This window comes from Synechococcus sp. ATX 2A4, assembly GCF_024346375.1.
In the GTDB taxonomy this organism is placed as follows: domain Bacteria; phylum Cyanobacteriota; class Cyanobacteriia; order PCC-6307; family Cyanobiaceae; genus MW101C3.
In genome coordinates this window covers 219,170-234,238 of sequence record NZ_JAGQCV010000001.1, presented here as the reverse complement: position 1 = coordinate 234,238, position 15,069 = coordinate 219,170, and the positions used below count along the sequence as shown (strand labels likewise).

Below are 15,069 nucleotides of genomic sequence, written 5' to 3'. Positions count from 1 at the left end.
CGACCGGCTCAGGAGGAACAGCTGTAATGCGACACGCCTCCAGCGTTGAAAAACTCCCTGGGCTTCAGCCGGTCGTAGGTCGCCGCCAGCTCCGGAGATAGGGCGTCGTAGGGATGGCTGAATACCTCCTGCAGCTCCCCCACCAGGCTGTAGTCACCCTGCGCCGCCTGTTCATAGGCCGGGGCGATCAGCCATTCGCGCCAGGTCACGGTCGGGTTTACCCGTTGCATCGCGGCGGAGGTTTCGTTGATGTCGCCGTTGGTCGTGATCTGAGCACGCCAGCGTTGCAACCACAGCGTCCACTGCCCGTCGAGCTGCTCAGAACTGGGCAGGTAGAAGCTCTTCTTCAGGGCAGAGACCTGCTCCGGGATGTCAGACAGCTTGCGGAAAAAGATCGTGTAATCCGCCTTGGCGGCCACCATCAGCTGCAGCAGCTCATTCACCAGCTCGGCGTCGTAGCGGCTCAGGCCCAGCTTGCCGGCCCACATCGCCTCAAGCTCCTGCTGCATCGCTTCCGCGAAGCCGTCGCGGATCTGATCCAGCCGGGCCAGTGCCTCCGTGTTGCCCTCCAGCAGCAACCGGATGGCAGACCAGAACATCTGGAAGTTGGCTTCAGCCGCCGCCGGTTGATTGAAGAAACTGAAATGCTCGCCGCCGCCGGTCCAGGGTTGAAAGCGGGGGTCGAACAGTTCGCAGAAGCCGAAGGGGCCGTAGTCAAGGGTGGTGCCGCCGGCGGCGCAGTTGTCGCTGTTGAAATTGCCCTGGCAGTAGCCCACCCGCATCCAGTTCGCCACCAGTGACGTGAGCCGCGCGCGGAACAATGCCGCCAGCTCCACCACCTGGTCGCTGAACGCCAGGTTCGGATCAATCTCCTGCCGGTAGTTGCGCGCGATCAGGTGACTCGCGATCATCCGCAACTCGTTCAGCGCCTCCGGATGGGCACCACTGCGGGTGCGGCGGGCGAACAGCTCCAGCTGGCCCACCCGCAGGAAGGAGGGCGCCACGCGGGTGGTGATCGCCGCCGGGTTGTTCACCAAAATGTCGGGATCGAACGCGCGGGAATTCGGCGCATACCAGGGCCGGCGCACGGTTTCCGACCTGGACACATAGAGCGTCAGCGAGCGGGAGGTGGGAACGCCCAGGGCGTGCATCAACTCCTGCGCCAGAAACTCGCGCACGCTGGAGCGCAGCACGGCGCGGCCATCGGCGCCACGGCAGTAGGGCGTGGGCCCACCGCCCTTGAGTTGCATCTCCCAGCGCTGGCCGCCAAAGACGCCTTCGAACACAGAAATGGCCCGGCCATCGCCATAGCCGTTGCCGGTGCCGAACGGGCACTGCTGGATGTATTCGCTGCCGTAGATCGAAAGGGCATAGCCGGTGGCCCAGCCGAACGGTCGCATCGGCCCGGTGGCCGCGCTGATGTCACCGGAAAACAGGCGGCGGAACTGGTCGTCGTGGGCCAGCGCCTCACCCAGGCCCAGCTCCTGGAACAGGGTGCGGCTGTGCGCCACCAGCTCCGGCGCCGGCAGCGGCGTGGGTGTCACCGGCACGTAATGGCCGGAGAACACCTGGCGGGGCTGGTGGTCGTCGCCATCAACGGTGGCCTGCGGATCCGCCCGCAGCGAATCCAGCAGCGAGTAATCGGCCCGTTGTGCAAACGCCGCGAACGTGGCGGTTGGCTCTGGTGTGGCCGCTGTTGTCGGCCCTGCTGTCGGCCCTGGTAACGGCATCGATGTAGGCACGGATGTCGGCACGGGTCTCTAGGAGTTGAGCGGCCTGGGCTAGGCCCTGACGCTGAGGTCCCCATCCTGGCGATGCGGGCGGCCACAGTGGCGACCTTGCGGGTGTCTCCAGGCCCGCCACGGCGGCGGAATCCAGGGGGTCGGGAGCCTCGGGGCATCGGGGCGGCAGACCCTCCAACCTCTTTCGCTGGCAGGGACCCCAGGGGCTTGCCGCCTTGTGTCGTGGCGCCACGGTGCTCCTTCCTGCCCCTGGAGAACTCAGCTTTCCCGGCTCACTTGGCGTTGGGGTGAGGCCTGACGGGCGGAGCTTCATCGGGCGCCAGGTACGCGCCGATCTCGCGGAAGATGTCATCCGCCGAGTTCACGTACGCACCGCTTGGATCGAAGGCCTCTTCGTCGAAGGTCACCGCCACCGCGATTGCGATCTTTTGCGATGGCAGGTAGGCCATGACCCCGGCCTGCCCGGAGAACAGCGGGTTCTGCAGGAGCCAGGAGCCCGAGAGCACGATCCCGATTCCATAGGTGTAGAAGTCGCTGAGCGTGGTGCAGGTGGCACAACCCTTGATCGGCTTTCCGAAGCCCCGAAGCTTCGGGGCAATCTGCAGCCTGTGGCTCTCAGGCGACAGCAATCGACCCGTGCCGATCGCCTCGGCAGACGTGGCCATGTCATGGATGTTGGTGGTCTGGACTGCACCGCGGGTGAGCGTCCACGACGGGTTCCAGTAGGTCGACTCCTCAGAGAAGCGAGTGCCTGCTGCGATGCCCAAGTGCTCACGCCGCTCCGACGAGAAGGTGTGAAGAACCGGCGGTGCGATCGCGGGCGTGCCGCCGGGATCCAGGGTGTTGCGGAGCGCCAAGGGGCTGAAGACCCGCTCCTCCATCAGCACGGGGATCGTCTTGCCCGTGATCTTTTCGAGCGCCAGGCCGAGCAGGATGTAGTTCGTGTGGGCATAGTTCCAACTCGTGCCGGGCTCATACCAGAGCGTCTGCAGGTTTGCGTAAGCGAGCAGATCCTCAACCGCAAACTGGCGGAACGGGTTCGCGAGCAGAACCTTGGCGAACGGGTCATTGCCGATCACGTAGTCGCGGTAGCCGGATGTCATCTGGGCGAGCTGGCCGAGCGTGACGCGGTCCGCGTTCGGGATGTCTGGAAGCCACGTTGAAAGCCTGTCGTCCAGGCTCACCTTGTTCTCGTCGACCAGTTGCAGCAGCAGCGTTGCCACGTAGGAAATGGCGACAGCACCGTTGCGGAAGTGCATGTCCGTCGTGGCGGGCACACCCGTGATCGACTCGCCCATCGCTTCGGTGACAACCTCCTTGCCGTCGACCGTGACGCGCACGATCACCGCCCTCAGGTGGTCGTCGGCCATGCGCTTGCGGACGATCCGCAGGATGCCAGCAGCCTGGGCCGGATCCGCCGCCCGTTCGTCGCTGATGTTCATGGCCTGAACGGGCACCGCTCCGCTCAGGCAGGCAGCGAGCACGGCGCCAAAAATGCGCCGCGCAGATCGGCCGTGCCCGCGAGGACGTTCACTCGCTCGTGCAGGCAGCCGCAACTGTCGAATCACCATGGCGATCTCCTACCGGTCTGTCGTCGTTGGGAACGATGCCAAGGTCTCGCTCACCCACCCGGCTCCCGTGATGATCAGTGATCAGTGGTGTGACCATGCTCACGGTCGGCCACGCTCACGTTTGGCCTTCCGGTCCTTTCCCCAGCGCCTGATGCCAATGGCACAGCGGCCCCTGGCCGCCGCCGATCGCCAGGGCATGGCGCAAGCCACCGGCCACGAAGGCCTTGGCCGTGCGGATCGCCGCTTCCAGGGCGGCCCCACGGGCCAGCTCGGCTGTGATCGCCGCCGAGAGGGTGCAACCGCTGCCGTGGCTGTGGGGTGTTGCGACCGGCGCCAAGCGAAACCACTGGATCCGGCCGTCCCGCCACAGCACGTCGCTGCCGCGCAGGCCCCGCAGCCCGCCCCCCTTGATCAGCACCGCCTTGGGCCCCATCGCGGCGATGCGCTCCGCCGCCAGCTCCAGATCGCCGGCGCTCTCCAGCGGCTGCCCACCCAGCAGCCGTGCCTCCTGCACATTGGGGGTGAGCAGATCCGCCAGCGGCAGCAACAGGGCTTTGAGGGCCTCGATCGCCTCCGGCTCCAGCAGCACCGCCCCGCTCCGCGACACCATCACCGGATCGATCACCCGGGCGGCCGCCAGCGGCGCGATCGAGGCGGCGGTGGCCTCGATCAAGCCCCGGTTGAGCAGCATGCCGGTCTTGAGCGCCGCCACCGGTAGATCCCGGCTCACCGCCTCCACCTGGGCCCGCAACGCCTCGGGGGGCAGGGCGTCCACCCGCTCCACGCCGAGCGTGTTCTGGGCCGTCACGCAGCTGATCGCCGAGCAGCCATGCACCTGCAGGGCGCTGAACGTCTTGAGGTCGGCCTGGATGCCGGCGCCGCCGCCGGAATCACTGCCGCCGATCGTGAGCGCAATCGGGATCAAGGCCATGGCAGCGGCAGCGATGCACCGTTCTCTATCGCAGCGCCACCAGGAAGGCGATCACCTCATCGCACCAGAGGATCCATTCCTGCTCGAAGAGGATGCCGCGGCGCAAGGTGAGATAGCGGAACTGCTCCTGCAGCGGCAGCTCGCCCTGGCTGAAGAACAGCGCTTCTGTTTCCCGGTAGGACGCGAGCTGGCCGGCATGCACGCCGCGGCGGCGTTGCACTTCCGCCAGCAGCTGATCGGGATCGGTGTAGGGGCCGCCGAGCACCTTCACCAGCAGGTCTTCGCGGATCGGTGTGGGTAGCGAGGGTTCGGCCGCCCATTGGCTCAGCTCCTGCCGGCCCGCCTCGGTGATCGCATACACCTTGCGATCGGGCTTGCCGTGTTGCGGCACCACCCGGCAGCAGGCCCAGCCGTTCTGCTCGATCCGCCCCAGCTCCCGATAGATCTGCTGCTGGCTGGCCGTCCAGTAGCAGGCCATCGATTCCTCGAACTGTTTGCTGATGTCGTAGCCGCTGGCCTCCTTCTCGCAGAGCACCGTGAGGATCGTGTGCGCCAGGGCCATGGCAGGGGGGGAGGTCGCAACGGCTGGCACCTGATCTTCTCCCAGCCGCCACCGCCTTTGGTTGACCTACTCAATTCGTTGTGCATACACTGTCGCACATACTCAATCTGTTGTGTAGTGGATGGCGCGGCCAGCGCCGGGCTCAGCCCCGTTGCCCGCCCACGCTGCACGCCCCTTTCCAGCCATGGATTCCGTCCCCGCTGCCACGCCTGCCGCCCCTGCCCCGGTGCTGCGGCAGGCGTTGCGCGGGTCCCTTGAGCCCCGCTGGGTCCGTTGGGGCCTGCCCCTGGCCGCCACCGCTGCTGTCGCCCTGGCCCTCTCGCCCGGCCTGCGGCCCCGCCCGCCCACGGTCCGCCCCTTGCCGGTGGCGGTGGTGACGGCCGAGCCGGTGAGCAGCTTCCTCACCACCCGCGCCTTCACCGGTGAAGTGGTGGCCGGCCGCAGCAGCAGCCTCGGCTTCGAGCTGCCCGGCACTCTGGAGCAGGTGCTGGTGGAGGAGGGCGACCGGGTGGCCAGCGGGCAGCCCTTGGCCCGCCTCGATCGCCGCCGGCTGCAGGCCCAGCGCCAGCAGGTGGCGGCCCAGCGGCGGGTGGCGGTGGCCGGGGTGGAGGAGGTGCGCCAGCAGCTGATCCTCGCCGAGCTGCAACGCGAACGGCGCCAGCAACTGCTCGCCCAGGGCGCCATTGCCCGCGAGGAACTCGACCAGCAGATCCAGAGCAGTGCCGTGTTGCGCAGCCGTCTGCTTCAGGCCGAAAGCCAGGTGGACGACGTGAGCGCCCGCCTGCGCCAGATCGATGTGGACCTGGCCCGCAGCGTGCTGGTGGCCCCTTTCGCCGGCACGGTGAGCCGGCGGCTGCTCGATGAGGGCGTGGTGGTGAGCGGCGGCCAGGCCCTGATCACCCTGGTGGAGGCGGCCCCGCAGGAGGTGCGGGTGGGCCTGCCCCCTGCCGTCGCCAGTGGCCTGCGCCTGGGCGATCGCCATCCCGTGCAGGTGGGCGATCGCCGCCTGCAGGCCAGCATCAGCGCCCTGCTGCCGGAGCTTGATGCCGCCAGCCGCACGGTCACGGTGGTGCTGCGTTTGCCGGTGAACGATCTGCCGGTGGGGTCCACCGCCCGGCTCAGCCTGCAGCAGCGCGAGCAGGGAGAAGGCTTCTGGCTGCCCACCACCGCACTGGTGGCGGCGGAAGGCGGGCTGTGGTCGGTGTATGTGCTTGAGGCGCCGGCCGGCAGTGGCGGTGTGAGAGCGCTCGGCAGCAGCGGCAACTCCAACGGCGGTGGCAGCAGTGGCACTCCAGCCCAGGGGCAGCAGGTGGCCCGCCGTCTGGTGACCGTTGCGCACAGCGACGGCGAGCGCTCGCTGGTGCGCGGCACCCTGCGCCCCGGCGAGCGCGTGATCGCCACCGGCACCCAGCGGGTGGTGCCGGGCGTGTGGGTGAAAGAGGCGAACTGATGGGTGATCTGTTTCACCGCAACCGCCAGCTGCTGCTGCTCACCGTGCTGCTGGTGGTGGTGTGGGGGTTCAGCTCCCTGCTCACCCTGCCGCGCCTGGAGGATCCGCTGATCAGCCAGCGCAATGCCCTGGTGATCACCACCCTGCCTGGCGCCACACCTGAGCGGGTGGAGGCGCTGATCACCAAACCCCTGGAAGAGGCCCTGCTGGAACTGGAGGAGGTCGATGAGCTCTCCTCCACCTCCGCCTCGGGCAGTTCGGTGATTGCGGTGGTCCTCAAGGATGCGGTGCGTGAGCTGGCGCCGGCCTGGAGCAAGGTGCGCAGCACGATCGACGACGCCACCCCGCTGCTGCCGCCGGAGGCCAGCGATCCGGAATTCCGCGATGGCAATGTGGGCGCCAGCGCCCTGATCGTGGGTCTCACCTGGGAGCTGCCCGGCCCCGCCGATCTGGGCCTGCTCTCCCGCCTCGCCGACGACCTGCAGACCCGGCTGCGTGCCCTGCCCGGCACCAACAAGGTGGAGATCAGTGGCGAACCCCAGGAGGAGATCCTGGTGGAGATCGGCCCCCGCGAGCTCGCCCGGCTGGGCCTCACCGCCCGCGAGCTCTCCGAACGAATCGCCGCCAGCGATGCCAAGGAGGCCGCTGGGCAGGTGCGCAACGCGCGCGGTGAATGGTTGCTGCAGGTGGATGGCGCCCTCGATTCACTCGAGCGGATCCGGGCCATTCCGCTCACCAACGGCGCCGATGGCGCCAGTGCCCGCCTCGCCCAGGTGGCGTCGGTGCGCCGGGGGGTGCGCCACCCCGCCGCCCAGCAGGCGCTCGTGCACGGCCGCCCCGCCGTGGTGGTGGCCGCCACAGTGGCCCCAAGCATGCGGCTCGACCACTGGGCCCAGGACGCACGCCAGCTGCTGGAGGAGGTGCGCGCCACCCTGCCGGCGGGCCTGGGGCTGCACACCGTGCTCGATCAGAGCCGTTACGTGGAGGAGCGCCTCGATGGGGTGATCGGCAACCTGATCACCGGCTCGCTGTTGGTGATGGCCGTGTCGGCGTTGATGCTCGGCGGCCGCGCCGCCCTGGTGGTGGGGGCGGCCCTGCCGCTCACGGCGCTGATGGTGCTCGGCTGCATGCGGGTGCTGGCGGTGCCGTTGCATCAGATGTCGGCCACCGGCCTGGTGATTGCCCTGGGCCTGCTGATCGACAACGCCATCGTGGTGGTGGAGGAGCTGCAGCAGCGCCTGCGGGCCGGCACAGCGCCCGGTGAGGCGGTGCGGCAGACCGGCCGCTACCTGCTGGTGCCGATGCTGGCCGCCACGCTCACCACCGTGCTGTCATTCGTGCCGATCGCCGCCTCACCAGGGGCCACAGGCGAATTCATCGGCAGCATCGGCCTCACCGTGATTCTTGCGCTGCTCTGTTCCCTGCTGCTCTCGCTCACGGTGATCCTGGCCCTGGCCGCGCGGCTGCACCGCTGGCAGCCGCTGGGGCCCGGCGTGCGCTGGTGGGAGCAGGGCATCGCCGTTCCAGCACTCACCAGCCGCTACACCGCCGTCCTGCACCAGCTGCTGCGCCGTCCCTGGCAGGGCGTGGCGCTGTGTCTGGTGCTGCCGGTGGTGGGTTTCGCCTGTTTCGCCAGCCTCGAGCGCCAGTTCTTTCCCCCCACCAACCGCGACCAGTTCCAGATCGAGCTGCACTTGCCGCAGCAGAGCGCCATCGCCCGCACCGAAGCGCTGGCGCTGGCGGCGCGCCAGCACATCCGCAGCCATCCCAACGTTGACGACGTGCACTGGTTTCTGGGCGAGAGCGCGCCGCAGTTCTTCTACAACGTGATCGCCAGTGAGGAGAACGCCTCCCACTACGCCCAGGGCCTGGTGCAGCTGCGCAGCGCCGAGGGTCTGCGCGACACGATCCGCACCCTGCAGCAGAGCCTCGATCGCCGCTTCCCGGAGGCCCAGGTGCTGGTGAAGCAGCTGGAGCAGGGGCCGCCGTTTGCGGCGCCGATCGAGCTGCGCCTGCAGGGCCCCGACCTGCAGCAGCTGCGCCAGCTCGGCGATGAACTCCGGCAGCGGCTGGCGCAGCAGCCAGCGGTGACCCACACCCGTGCCAGCTTGAGCGAGGCCCTGCCGCGGCTGGCCCTGGCGGTGGATGAGGAGCAGGCCCGCCGCAGCGGCCTCGACAACCGCGCCATCGCCCGGCAGCTGCAGGCCGGCCTCGATGGCGTCGTGGGCGGCTCGATCCAGGAGGGCACCACCACCCTGCCGGTGCGGGTGCAGGTGGCAGAAACGCAACGGGGCGATCCCGGGCAGGTGGCGGCCCTTGATCTGGTGGCGCCCGGCGGCGCTGGCACGGTGCCGCTGGCGGCGCTGGCCACGTTGCAGCTGGAGCCGGAGCTGGCCGCGATCGCCCGCCGCGACGGCCAGCGCATCAACGCCGTGCAGGGCTACCTCGCCGCCGGCACCCTGCCCAGCACCGTGCTGGCGGAGTTCCGCCGGCAGCTGGAGCGCGACGGCTGGCAGCTGCCGGCAGGGGTGCAGCTCAGCGTTGGCGGCGAAGCTGACGCCCGCGGCGATGCCGTGGGCGGCCTGCTGTCCGCGGTGGGGGTGCTGATGATCCTGATGACCGCCACCTTGGTGCTCTCCTTCCGTTCGTTCCGGCTGGCCGCCCTGATCGGTTCGGTGGCGGTGCTGGCGGTGGGCCTGGCGGCCTTGGCGCTCCAGCTCAGCGGCTCGTTGTTCGGCTTCACCGCGATCCTGGGCACCCTCGGCCTGATCGGGCTGGCGGTGAATGATTCGATCGTGGTGCTCAATGCCCTGCGCACCGATCCAGCGGCCGCCAATGGCGATCCGGCCGCCAGCACCGCCGTGGTGCTGCACGCCACCCGCCACGTGGTGGCCACCACGCTCACCACCGTGATCGGCTTTCTGCCACTGATGCTCGATCCCACCGGCTTCTGGCCGCCGCTGGCGATCGCGGTGTCCGGCGGGCTGGTGGGCGCCACCGGCCTGGCGCTCTTTTACGTGCCGGCTGCCCACGCCCTGCTGATGCGCCCGGCTGCGCAGCGGCCAGTGGCCGTGCGGCACCCGGCGGCCGCGCTCGCCCCACCGCCGTGTTGATCTCATACCCTGTCACAACTCGGCCATGGCGCCCCCGGGCAGGCTCGGTAAGGTCGGCGCACCCTTGGCTTCCTGCTTGAAGATGTCGCTCACGCGTCGATCAGCCTGCGCCCTGGTGCTGGCCGCAGCCCTGCTGAACGTGATGCCGGCCCAGGCGCAGCAATCGAAGCAGCAACAGCAGGCCGATGCCAACCGCGACCGCTGCCGCAATGGCGTGCTGATCGGCGGGGCCGCCGGCGGCCTGCTCAGCCGCGGCAGTGTGGTGAACCGGCTGGGGGGCGCGGCGATCGGTGCCACCGCCGGATGCGTGATCAACCGGGGCGTGAACGAAGGCAAATGAAGCGCTCCCGCCTCCTGGGGGTGCTCATGCTGCTGGCCGCAGGTGCCGGTGTGGTCCAGACCCTGCGCGCCAGCGGCCCCTTTGAGCCGCTTTCCACGCCCGGCCGGCTCGAACTGGCGGGTAAAACCCGCAAGCTCGCCGCGCCGATCAGCAGCAACGGCGTGAGCCCGCGCCTGGTGCAGTTGCTGGTGCGGGAGGGGGAAAGCGTGCAACGCGGCCAGCTGCTGGCCCGCTTCGACTCCGGCGCCGCCCTGCAGGCCGAGCGCCAGGTGCTGCAGAACCGCTCGGATCACCTGCGTCGCCAGGCGGGCCGCCTTGAGGAAGAGCTGGAGCGCTTCCGGCCGCTGGTGCTGGCCGGTGCCCTCGCGCGCGCCGAGCTGCACCAACGCGAACAGCAGCTGGTGGATCTGCAGGCCGATCGGGAGGCCACCCGCCAGGCGATTCTCCGCACCGCTGCCGATCTCGACAGCAGCGCCCTGCGTGCCCCGATCGACGGCAAGGTGCTGCGCCTCTATGCCCGCGTGGGCGAGCGGCCGGGGGTGATGAACGTGCTCGAGCTCGGCAGCAGCGACGAGCTTGAAGCCATCGCAGAAGTGGATGCCAACGACCTGGCCCGCATCCGCCTGGGACAGACGGCCCGCATCAGCAGCCTCAGCGGCGCCTTCCCCGGCAGCCTGGCGGCGCGCGTGCGCCAGGTGAATCCTGCCGACCGCGCCCCCACCGATGGCGTGGTGGAAGTGCGGCTGGAACTGGCGCCCGCCGACGCCCGCCGCGTGCGACAGCTGGTGGGGCTGCGCACCATCACCCGCTTTGCGTCCTGATCCGGCGCCGCAGCCGCCGGGCCCAGCCCATCGCTGAGGCCAACGCCGCAAACGGCAGTGGGGCGGGCACCGCCAGTGGGGCGAGGTCATGGGAGAGGGCATGGAGCGAGCTGGCGTAGGAGTGGCCGCGCAGCGCGCTTTCGCTGGTGATCTCCGTGCCGTTGATACAGCTGTTATTGCGGTAAAAACCTGTGAGGTTGAACACGGCTCCGTGCACCCTCTCGCAAGATCTGGTGCCGCTGCTGCTGATGCTGAGGCTGTAGACGAGATCCACCGCGTAATTGAGGCCCACCAACTGCCAGGCGGCGGCGCTGGCGTTGTGGGCGAACACCGCACCACTGGAATCCCCCACCGACAGCATCGAGGTTGTGCCCGGTAGCCCATTGGCTGCCGTGGGTTGCTCGAACGGCCAGGTGATCCAGGCCCCGTTGCGGCTCACCGATGCATTCGTGCTCAGCATCCCGGTGCCATAGGTGGTGAGCGACTGGCCGCCGCCCCATCGCCAACCGGCGATCTGGTTGAGATCCGTGGGGTCGCAGGCCGATAGGCCTGGACGGCAGATGGCCTCGCCACGCGCTGTGCCGCGTCCATAGACCAGCAGGCTGGTGTTGTTGGCGTCCAAGCCGGCAGGCCCACTCCAGAGGGGTGACCAGCTGCTGAAGCGCGGCACCCCCGCTTCCAGCTCCATGACCACCACCTCTCCTGCCACCACGGTGTTCCCCCACAGCGGATCCACCACGTCCAAGGCGGTGAGCCGGCGAGAGCTGTAGGAGCTGCCTTGATAGAAGAGGGTGGACGACACGCCGGCATGGCCGGCGCCGATCCAGGTGGAAGGCCCGATCGGAATGCCGATGAAGCCGCCATTGGGGCCCCCTTGAACCCCGAGGGTGGAGAAGCCCGGCAGATCGGCGGCGGGCACCAGGCTGCCGTTGCCTTCCACCACGATCACCGCCTGCGCCAGGCCGGGCAGCAACGCCAGTGAAGCGGCTGCCAGCATCTGAATCACCGCCTGGCGTGCTCGGCCCAGCACAGGGGTTGGAACAGCAAGGTCCGGCATGGCGGCACCACATCACGATATGACGCTAGAGCGGTAGTGCCTTCTCTCGAATGGTCTTAACAAGGGAAAACAAGACGGTGAGAACGCCATACGCCCCGGCCCAGAGCTGAGGGTTGTGATCACTACTCAGCTCGCCTCTGCTCCCGCCACTTCTGCTGTGGGAGCGGGGTCCTGCAGGAACAGGCTGGGCGCGGGGCCCTCGCTCTCGCCTTCCCCGCGCTGGAAAGCCAGCCAGCGGAAGTCGCCCAGGGCGGTGGGATCCACCAGCCGCAGCAGGGCCTCGCGGCGGGCCAGCGCATCAGCCAGATCCACGCGGCCACTGCCTTTGCCTGGCAGGTCGCACCCACGGGCATGCTGCAACCCGTGCAGGCGCTGGGCCAGCCCCAGGGCGAGCAGGGCTTCTCCCTGGCGCCGCTGGCCCAGCAGCTGCCAGCCGCTGGCAACTGCCGCAGCCACCAGGCTGTCGATGCAGAGATGGGCGGTGAGATCCCAGGCGCCGGGTTCCAGCAGCGGATCGGCGCTGGCCCGCTGCTCCCGATACGCCATCAAGGTGCCCTCGGAGCGCGAGGGCGCGTAATAGCGCCAGGCCTCCAGGGCGTAGTCGATCACCAGCAGCCGGCCGCGCCCCAGCGCCGCGCCGCAGGCCGCCAGCCAGGGCTCCAGGCCGGGATGCAGCTCGCTGCACCAGCCGGCGGGCCGCTGGGCGCCCGGCGCCGCCAGCCCCAACGGCTGCAGCCGCGCCGCCGCTTCCGGCTCCAGGGGTGCGCCGGGCTCCAGCCGCAACGTCCCTTGGTGGAGCGTCACCCGCTGCTGGCGCCAGGCCGCCCCGTCCGACACGATCCGCTCCACCGCCAGGGCATCGAGCACCTCATGGGCCACCACCACACCGGCCACCGGTGCCGCCGCCAGTTGCTCGAAGCTGCTCCAGCGCACCGGCAGCGGGCAGTGCTGCAGCCGTTGCCGCTGGCGGGCGGCCATGCCGGCGTTGGGTTCCACCAGCACCAGTTCGGTGCGGGCGGCCAGCTGGGGCCAGCCGGTCACCAGCGCCTGCGCCAGCTGGCCCGCCAGCTCACCTTCGCCCGGACCTGTCTCCACCAGGGCCAAGGGCCGGGTGGCCTCCAGTTGCTGCAGCCACTGGGCCAGCTGGGGGGCCAGCAGGGCGGCAAACTCCGGGCCGAGTGCCGGGGCGGTCACGAAGTCGCCGGCGCGGCCGATGCGGAGGCGGCCGGCACCGTAAGCGCCGTGGTCGGGGTCGTGCAGGGCCCAGTCCATGTAGGTGCGGAAGGGCACGCTGCCGCCGGCCGCGTTAAGACGCTGTTGCAGCCAGGGGGGAACGGACACGGGCAGGCCTGGCGTTAAAGAGAATCGGAACACATTGAACCTGCCGCATGGGCCGTTCCTCCGCCTCCCGCTCGCCGGCTTCGCCGTTGCCCCGGCGCCGCGCCGCGGCAGGGCCCTGGCTGGCGCTGCTGGCCGCCCTGCTGTTGTTGTGGCCGCCGGCGCCCGCCTTTGCCGCCGATAACCCGGAGCTGCTGCCCGATCACCCCACGCCGGTGATCGATCTGGCCCGGGCGCTCACCGACGGCCAGCGCGCCGCCCTGGAAGACAAGCTCGACCGCTTCGAGGATGCCAGCGGCTGGAAGCTGCGGGTGCTCACCCAGTACGAGCGCACCCCGGGGCTGGCGGTGAAGCAGTACTGGGATCTCGATGAGCGCAGCGTGCTGCTGGTGGCCGACCCCCGCGGCGGCAACCTGCTGAATTTCAACGTGGGCGATGCCCTGTTCGCGTTGATGCCGCGCACCTTCTGGGTGGAGCTGCAGACGCGCTACGGCAATCAGTTCTATGTGCGCGACAACGGCGAAGACGGGGCGATCGTGGCGGCGCTCGGCGCCGTGCAGACCTGCCTGGAGCGCGGTGGCTGCCAGGTGGTGCCGGGCCTGCCACAGGAGCAATGGCTGCTCACCTTCTGCACCTCGGTGCTGGGCGGGCTGATCGTGGGCTTCGCCGCCTACCCGCGCAAGGAGGGCGACACCGTGGCCTGGAGCTGGGTGCTGCTGCTTTCACCGCTGTGGGTGATGCTGTTTGTGGTGTTTGGCCTGGGCCCGGTGGTGACCCGCACCTCCGACCTGCTGCCGGTGCTGCGCAACGGCCTCGGCTTCCTCGGCAGCTCCCTGGCCGCCTACTTCATCGCCCAGCGCACGGTGGGAAAACCTCCGGTGGGCGATGCGGGCGGGTGAGCGCTCAGGGGGTGGGGCTCACCTGCTCCAGCGCGCAGGAGAGGCTGTCGTTGTCGCAGAGGGGCGGTGGCGTCGGCGCGACGGCCACATCGGTGCGCATGCTGAGCGAGGCGCGCAGCTCGGCCAGGTTGGCGTCGTAGAAGCGGCGCAGTTCATCGAAGCGCTTCACCGGCTGGCCGTAGAAGCTGCGGCCCGCCAGGGTGGGGAACGAGGCCCATTCCGGTGCCAGCCGGGCGGCCAGCTGCGGGCTGAACACCCCACTGTCGGCTTTTTGCAGGGCGCCGCGGCGCTGGATCAGGAAGATGGCCGCTTGATCCTGCACATGGGGGCCGAAACCATTGAGGCCCATGCGGCTGCTGGCCATGGTCCAGGTGAAGGGCATGAACTGGTAAGCACCGGCGGCGGCACTGGCGTAGCCCGGCGTGCGGTTCACCCGGTTGGGGTGGCGATCCAGCGACGGCATCAGGCTGCCGCCGAACATGATCCAGTAGCCCCGGTCTTCGCCGCGGGCCCAGGTGCCTTCGGCGTAGCGGATCGTGTTCAGCAGGGCCCGCCGCTCGGGGGTGATCACGTAGAAGCGCGGATCCTGCGGCGCCTCACCGGGAAGTGCCACCGCCAGGGAATGGGGGCCCGTGATGGCCGGCGCCGGGGCTGGGCGGCGGATCTCCTGCCACAGGAAGGGCGTTCTGGGCGCGGCAGCGTGGGCAGGAGCCGCCAGGGCGAGAGCGGCTGCCGGCAGCAGCAAGTGGCGGGCAGCAGAACGGAGAGTGCGCAAAACGGGTGTCGGAGTGAAGAGGAAATCGAGAACGATGTGGCGAAACCCAGTGGGAATTTGCCGTTACCCGGAAGCAAGCAATCAACAGAACTGTTGTTGCTGCTACGGGTTCTGATTTGGCTTAAAATTCTGTGAATTGACTGAGAAGTGCTCTTGAGCCTTGACGATGTGGCTCAGATGTGCAGGTCAGTTTCTTGTTCTGAAACCGTCGTAGGGAAGGATGAATCCATCGCGGCGGGTTTGGTTCGGCACAATGTGACAAACGCCCATAACCATCCACAGCTTATTTGTGCCAATCGCACAATCGTCCACCAGTTATCTTGAGGCGCCGCACGGTTCTGATCACTGTCGGCCACTGAGCTTTTTGCTGCTCCAATCAATCTGCTCTGGTTGATCAGATCTGCTGATTGAAGCCGCAACGTAGTGAATGACACCAGAATGGCTGCGGCGCAATGCTCCCCAGCCATTGC

General features: G+C 69.0%; 13 protein-coding genes. 5 read left to right on the top strand and 8 right to left on the bottom strand.

Annotated features, from left to right (window positions below; all coding sequences use genetic code 11):
• Nucleotides 1-8 precede the first annotated feature (8 nt).
• From KBY97_RS01045 to KBY97_RS01030, 4 genes are all read right to left on the bottom strand, one after another.
• Nucleotides 9-1,730, bottom strand: coding sequence for a YdiU family protein (locus KBY97_RS01045; protein ID WP_255144795.1), 1,722 nt, complete (start codon nucleotides 1,728-1,730; stop codon nucleotides 9-11).
• Nucleotides 1,731-2,014: 284 nt separating this feature from the next.
• Nucleotides 2,015-3,184: a serine hydrolase gene (locus KBY97_RS01040; protein ID WP_255144794.1), complete on the bottom strand. Its 1,170-nt coding sequence runs from the start codon at nucleotides 3,182-3,184 to the stop codon at nucleotides 2,015-2,017.
• A gap of 244 nt (nucleotides 3,185-3,428) precedes the next feature.
• Nucleotides 3,429-4,244, bottom strand: coding sequence for a bifunctional hydroxymethylpyrimidine kinase/phosphomethylpyrimidine kinase (thiD, locus tag KBY97_RS01035; RefSeq protein ID WP_255144793.1), 816 nt, complete (start codon nucleotides 4,242-4,244; stop codon nucleotides 3,429-3,431).
• 25 nt (nucleotides 4,245-4,269) lie between these two features.
• Complete coding sequence (locus KBY97_RS01030; RefSeq protein WP_255144792.1) at nucleotides 4,270-4,806, bottom strand: PadR family transcriptional regulator; 537 nt, start codon at nucleotides 4,804-4,806, stop codon at nucleotides 4,270-4,272.
• Nucleotides 4,807-4,990: 184 nt separating this feature from the next.
• On the opposite strand from KBY97_RS01030, the gene KBY97_RS01025 reads away from it, so the two are divergent.
• The 4 genes from KBY97_RS01025 (at nucleotide 4,991) to KBY97_RS01010 (ending at nucleotide 10,530) form a co-directional block, all read left to right on the top strand.
• Nucleotides 4,991-6,256, top strand: coding sequence for an efflux RND transporter periplasmic adaptor subunit (locus KBY97_RS01025; RefSeq protein ID WP_255144791.1), 1,266 nt, complete (start codon nucleotides 4,991-4,993; stop codon nucleotides 6,254-6,256).
• Complete coding sequence (locus KBY97_RS01020; protein ID WP_255144790.1) at nucleotides 6,256-9,369, top strand: efflux RND transporter permease subunit; 3,114 nt, start codon at nucleotides 6,256-6,258, stop codon at nucleotides 9,367-9,369. Before KBY97_RS01025 ends, KBY97_RS01020 begins: the two co-directional genes overlap by 1 nt.
• Nucleotides 9,370-9,451: 82 nt before the next feature.
• Nucleotides 9,452-9,709 carry a hypothetical protein gene (locus KBY97_RS01015; RefSeq protein WP_255144789.1) on the top strand — a complete coding sequence of 86 codons (258 nt, stop codon included), beginning with the start codon at nucleotides 9,452-9,454 and terminating at the stop codon, nucleotides 9,707-9,709.
• Nucleotides 9,706-10,530: an efflux RND transporter periplasmic adaptor subunit gene (locus KBY97_RS01010; protein WP_255144788.1), complete on the top strand. Its 825-nt coding sequence runs from the start codon at nucleotides 9,706-9,708 to the stop codon at nucleotides 10,528-10,530. The genes KBY97_RS01015 and KBY97_RS01010 overlap by 4 nt, the downstream gene beginning before the upstream one ends.
• On the opposite strand, the gene KBY97_RS01005 is transcribed toward KBY97_RS01010, so the two are convergent.
• Together KBY97_RS01005 and KBY97_RS01000 are read right to left on the bottom strand one after the other, a co-directional pair.
• Complete coding sequence (locus KBY97_RS01005; protein WP_255144787.1) at nucleotides 10,511-11,587, bottom strand: hypothetical protein; 1,077 nt, start codon at nucleotides 11,585-11,587, stop codon at nucleotides 10,511-10,513. The two genes, KBY97_RS01010 and KBY97_RS01005, sit on opposite strands and share 20 nt — an antisense overlap.
• Before the next feature lie 126 nt (nucleotides 11,588-11,713).
• Nucleotides 11,714-12,928 carry an SAM-dependent methyltransferase gene (locus KBY97_RS01000; RefSeq protein WP_255144786.1) on the bottom strand — a complete coding sequence of 405 codons (1,215 nt, stop codon included), beginning with the start codon at nucleotides 12,926-12,928 and terminating at the stop codon, nucleotides 11,714-11,716.
• A gap of 47 nt (nucleotides 12,929-12,975) precedes the next feature.
• Here KBY97_RS01000 and KBY97_RS00995 point away from each other — a divergent pair, with 47 nt between their 5' ends.
• Nucleotides 12,976-13,824, top strand: a complete 849-nt coding sequence (locus KBY97_RS00995) for a TPM domain-containing protein (protein ID WP_255144785.1) — start codon at nucleotides 12,976-12,978, stop codon at nucleotides 13,822-13,824.
• A 4-nt stretch (nucleotides 13,825-13,828) separates the two neighbouring features.
• Here the strand turns inward: KBY97_RS00995 and KBY97_RS00990 are convergent, their stop codons facing one another.
• Both KBY97_RS00990 and KBY97_RS00985 read right to left on the bottom strand, forming a co-directional pair.
• Nucleotides 13,829-14,569, bottom strand: coding sequence for an endolysin (locus tag KBY97_RS00990; protein ID WP_255144784.1), 741 nt, complete (start codon nucleotides 14,567-14,569; stop codon nucleotides 13,829-13,831).
• Between the two features lie 203 nt (nucleotides 14,570-14,772).
• Nucleotides 14,773-15,066, bottom strand: a complete 294-nt coding sequence (locus tag KBY97_RS00985) for a hypothetical protein (protein ID WP_255144783.1) — start codon at nucleotides 15,064-15,066, stop codon at nucleotides 14,773-14,775.
• Nucleotides 15,067-15,069 lie beyond the last annotated feature (3 nt).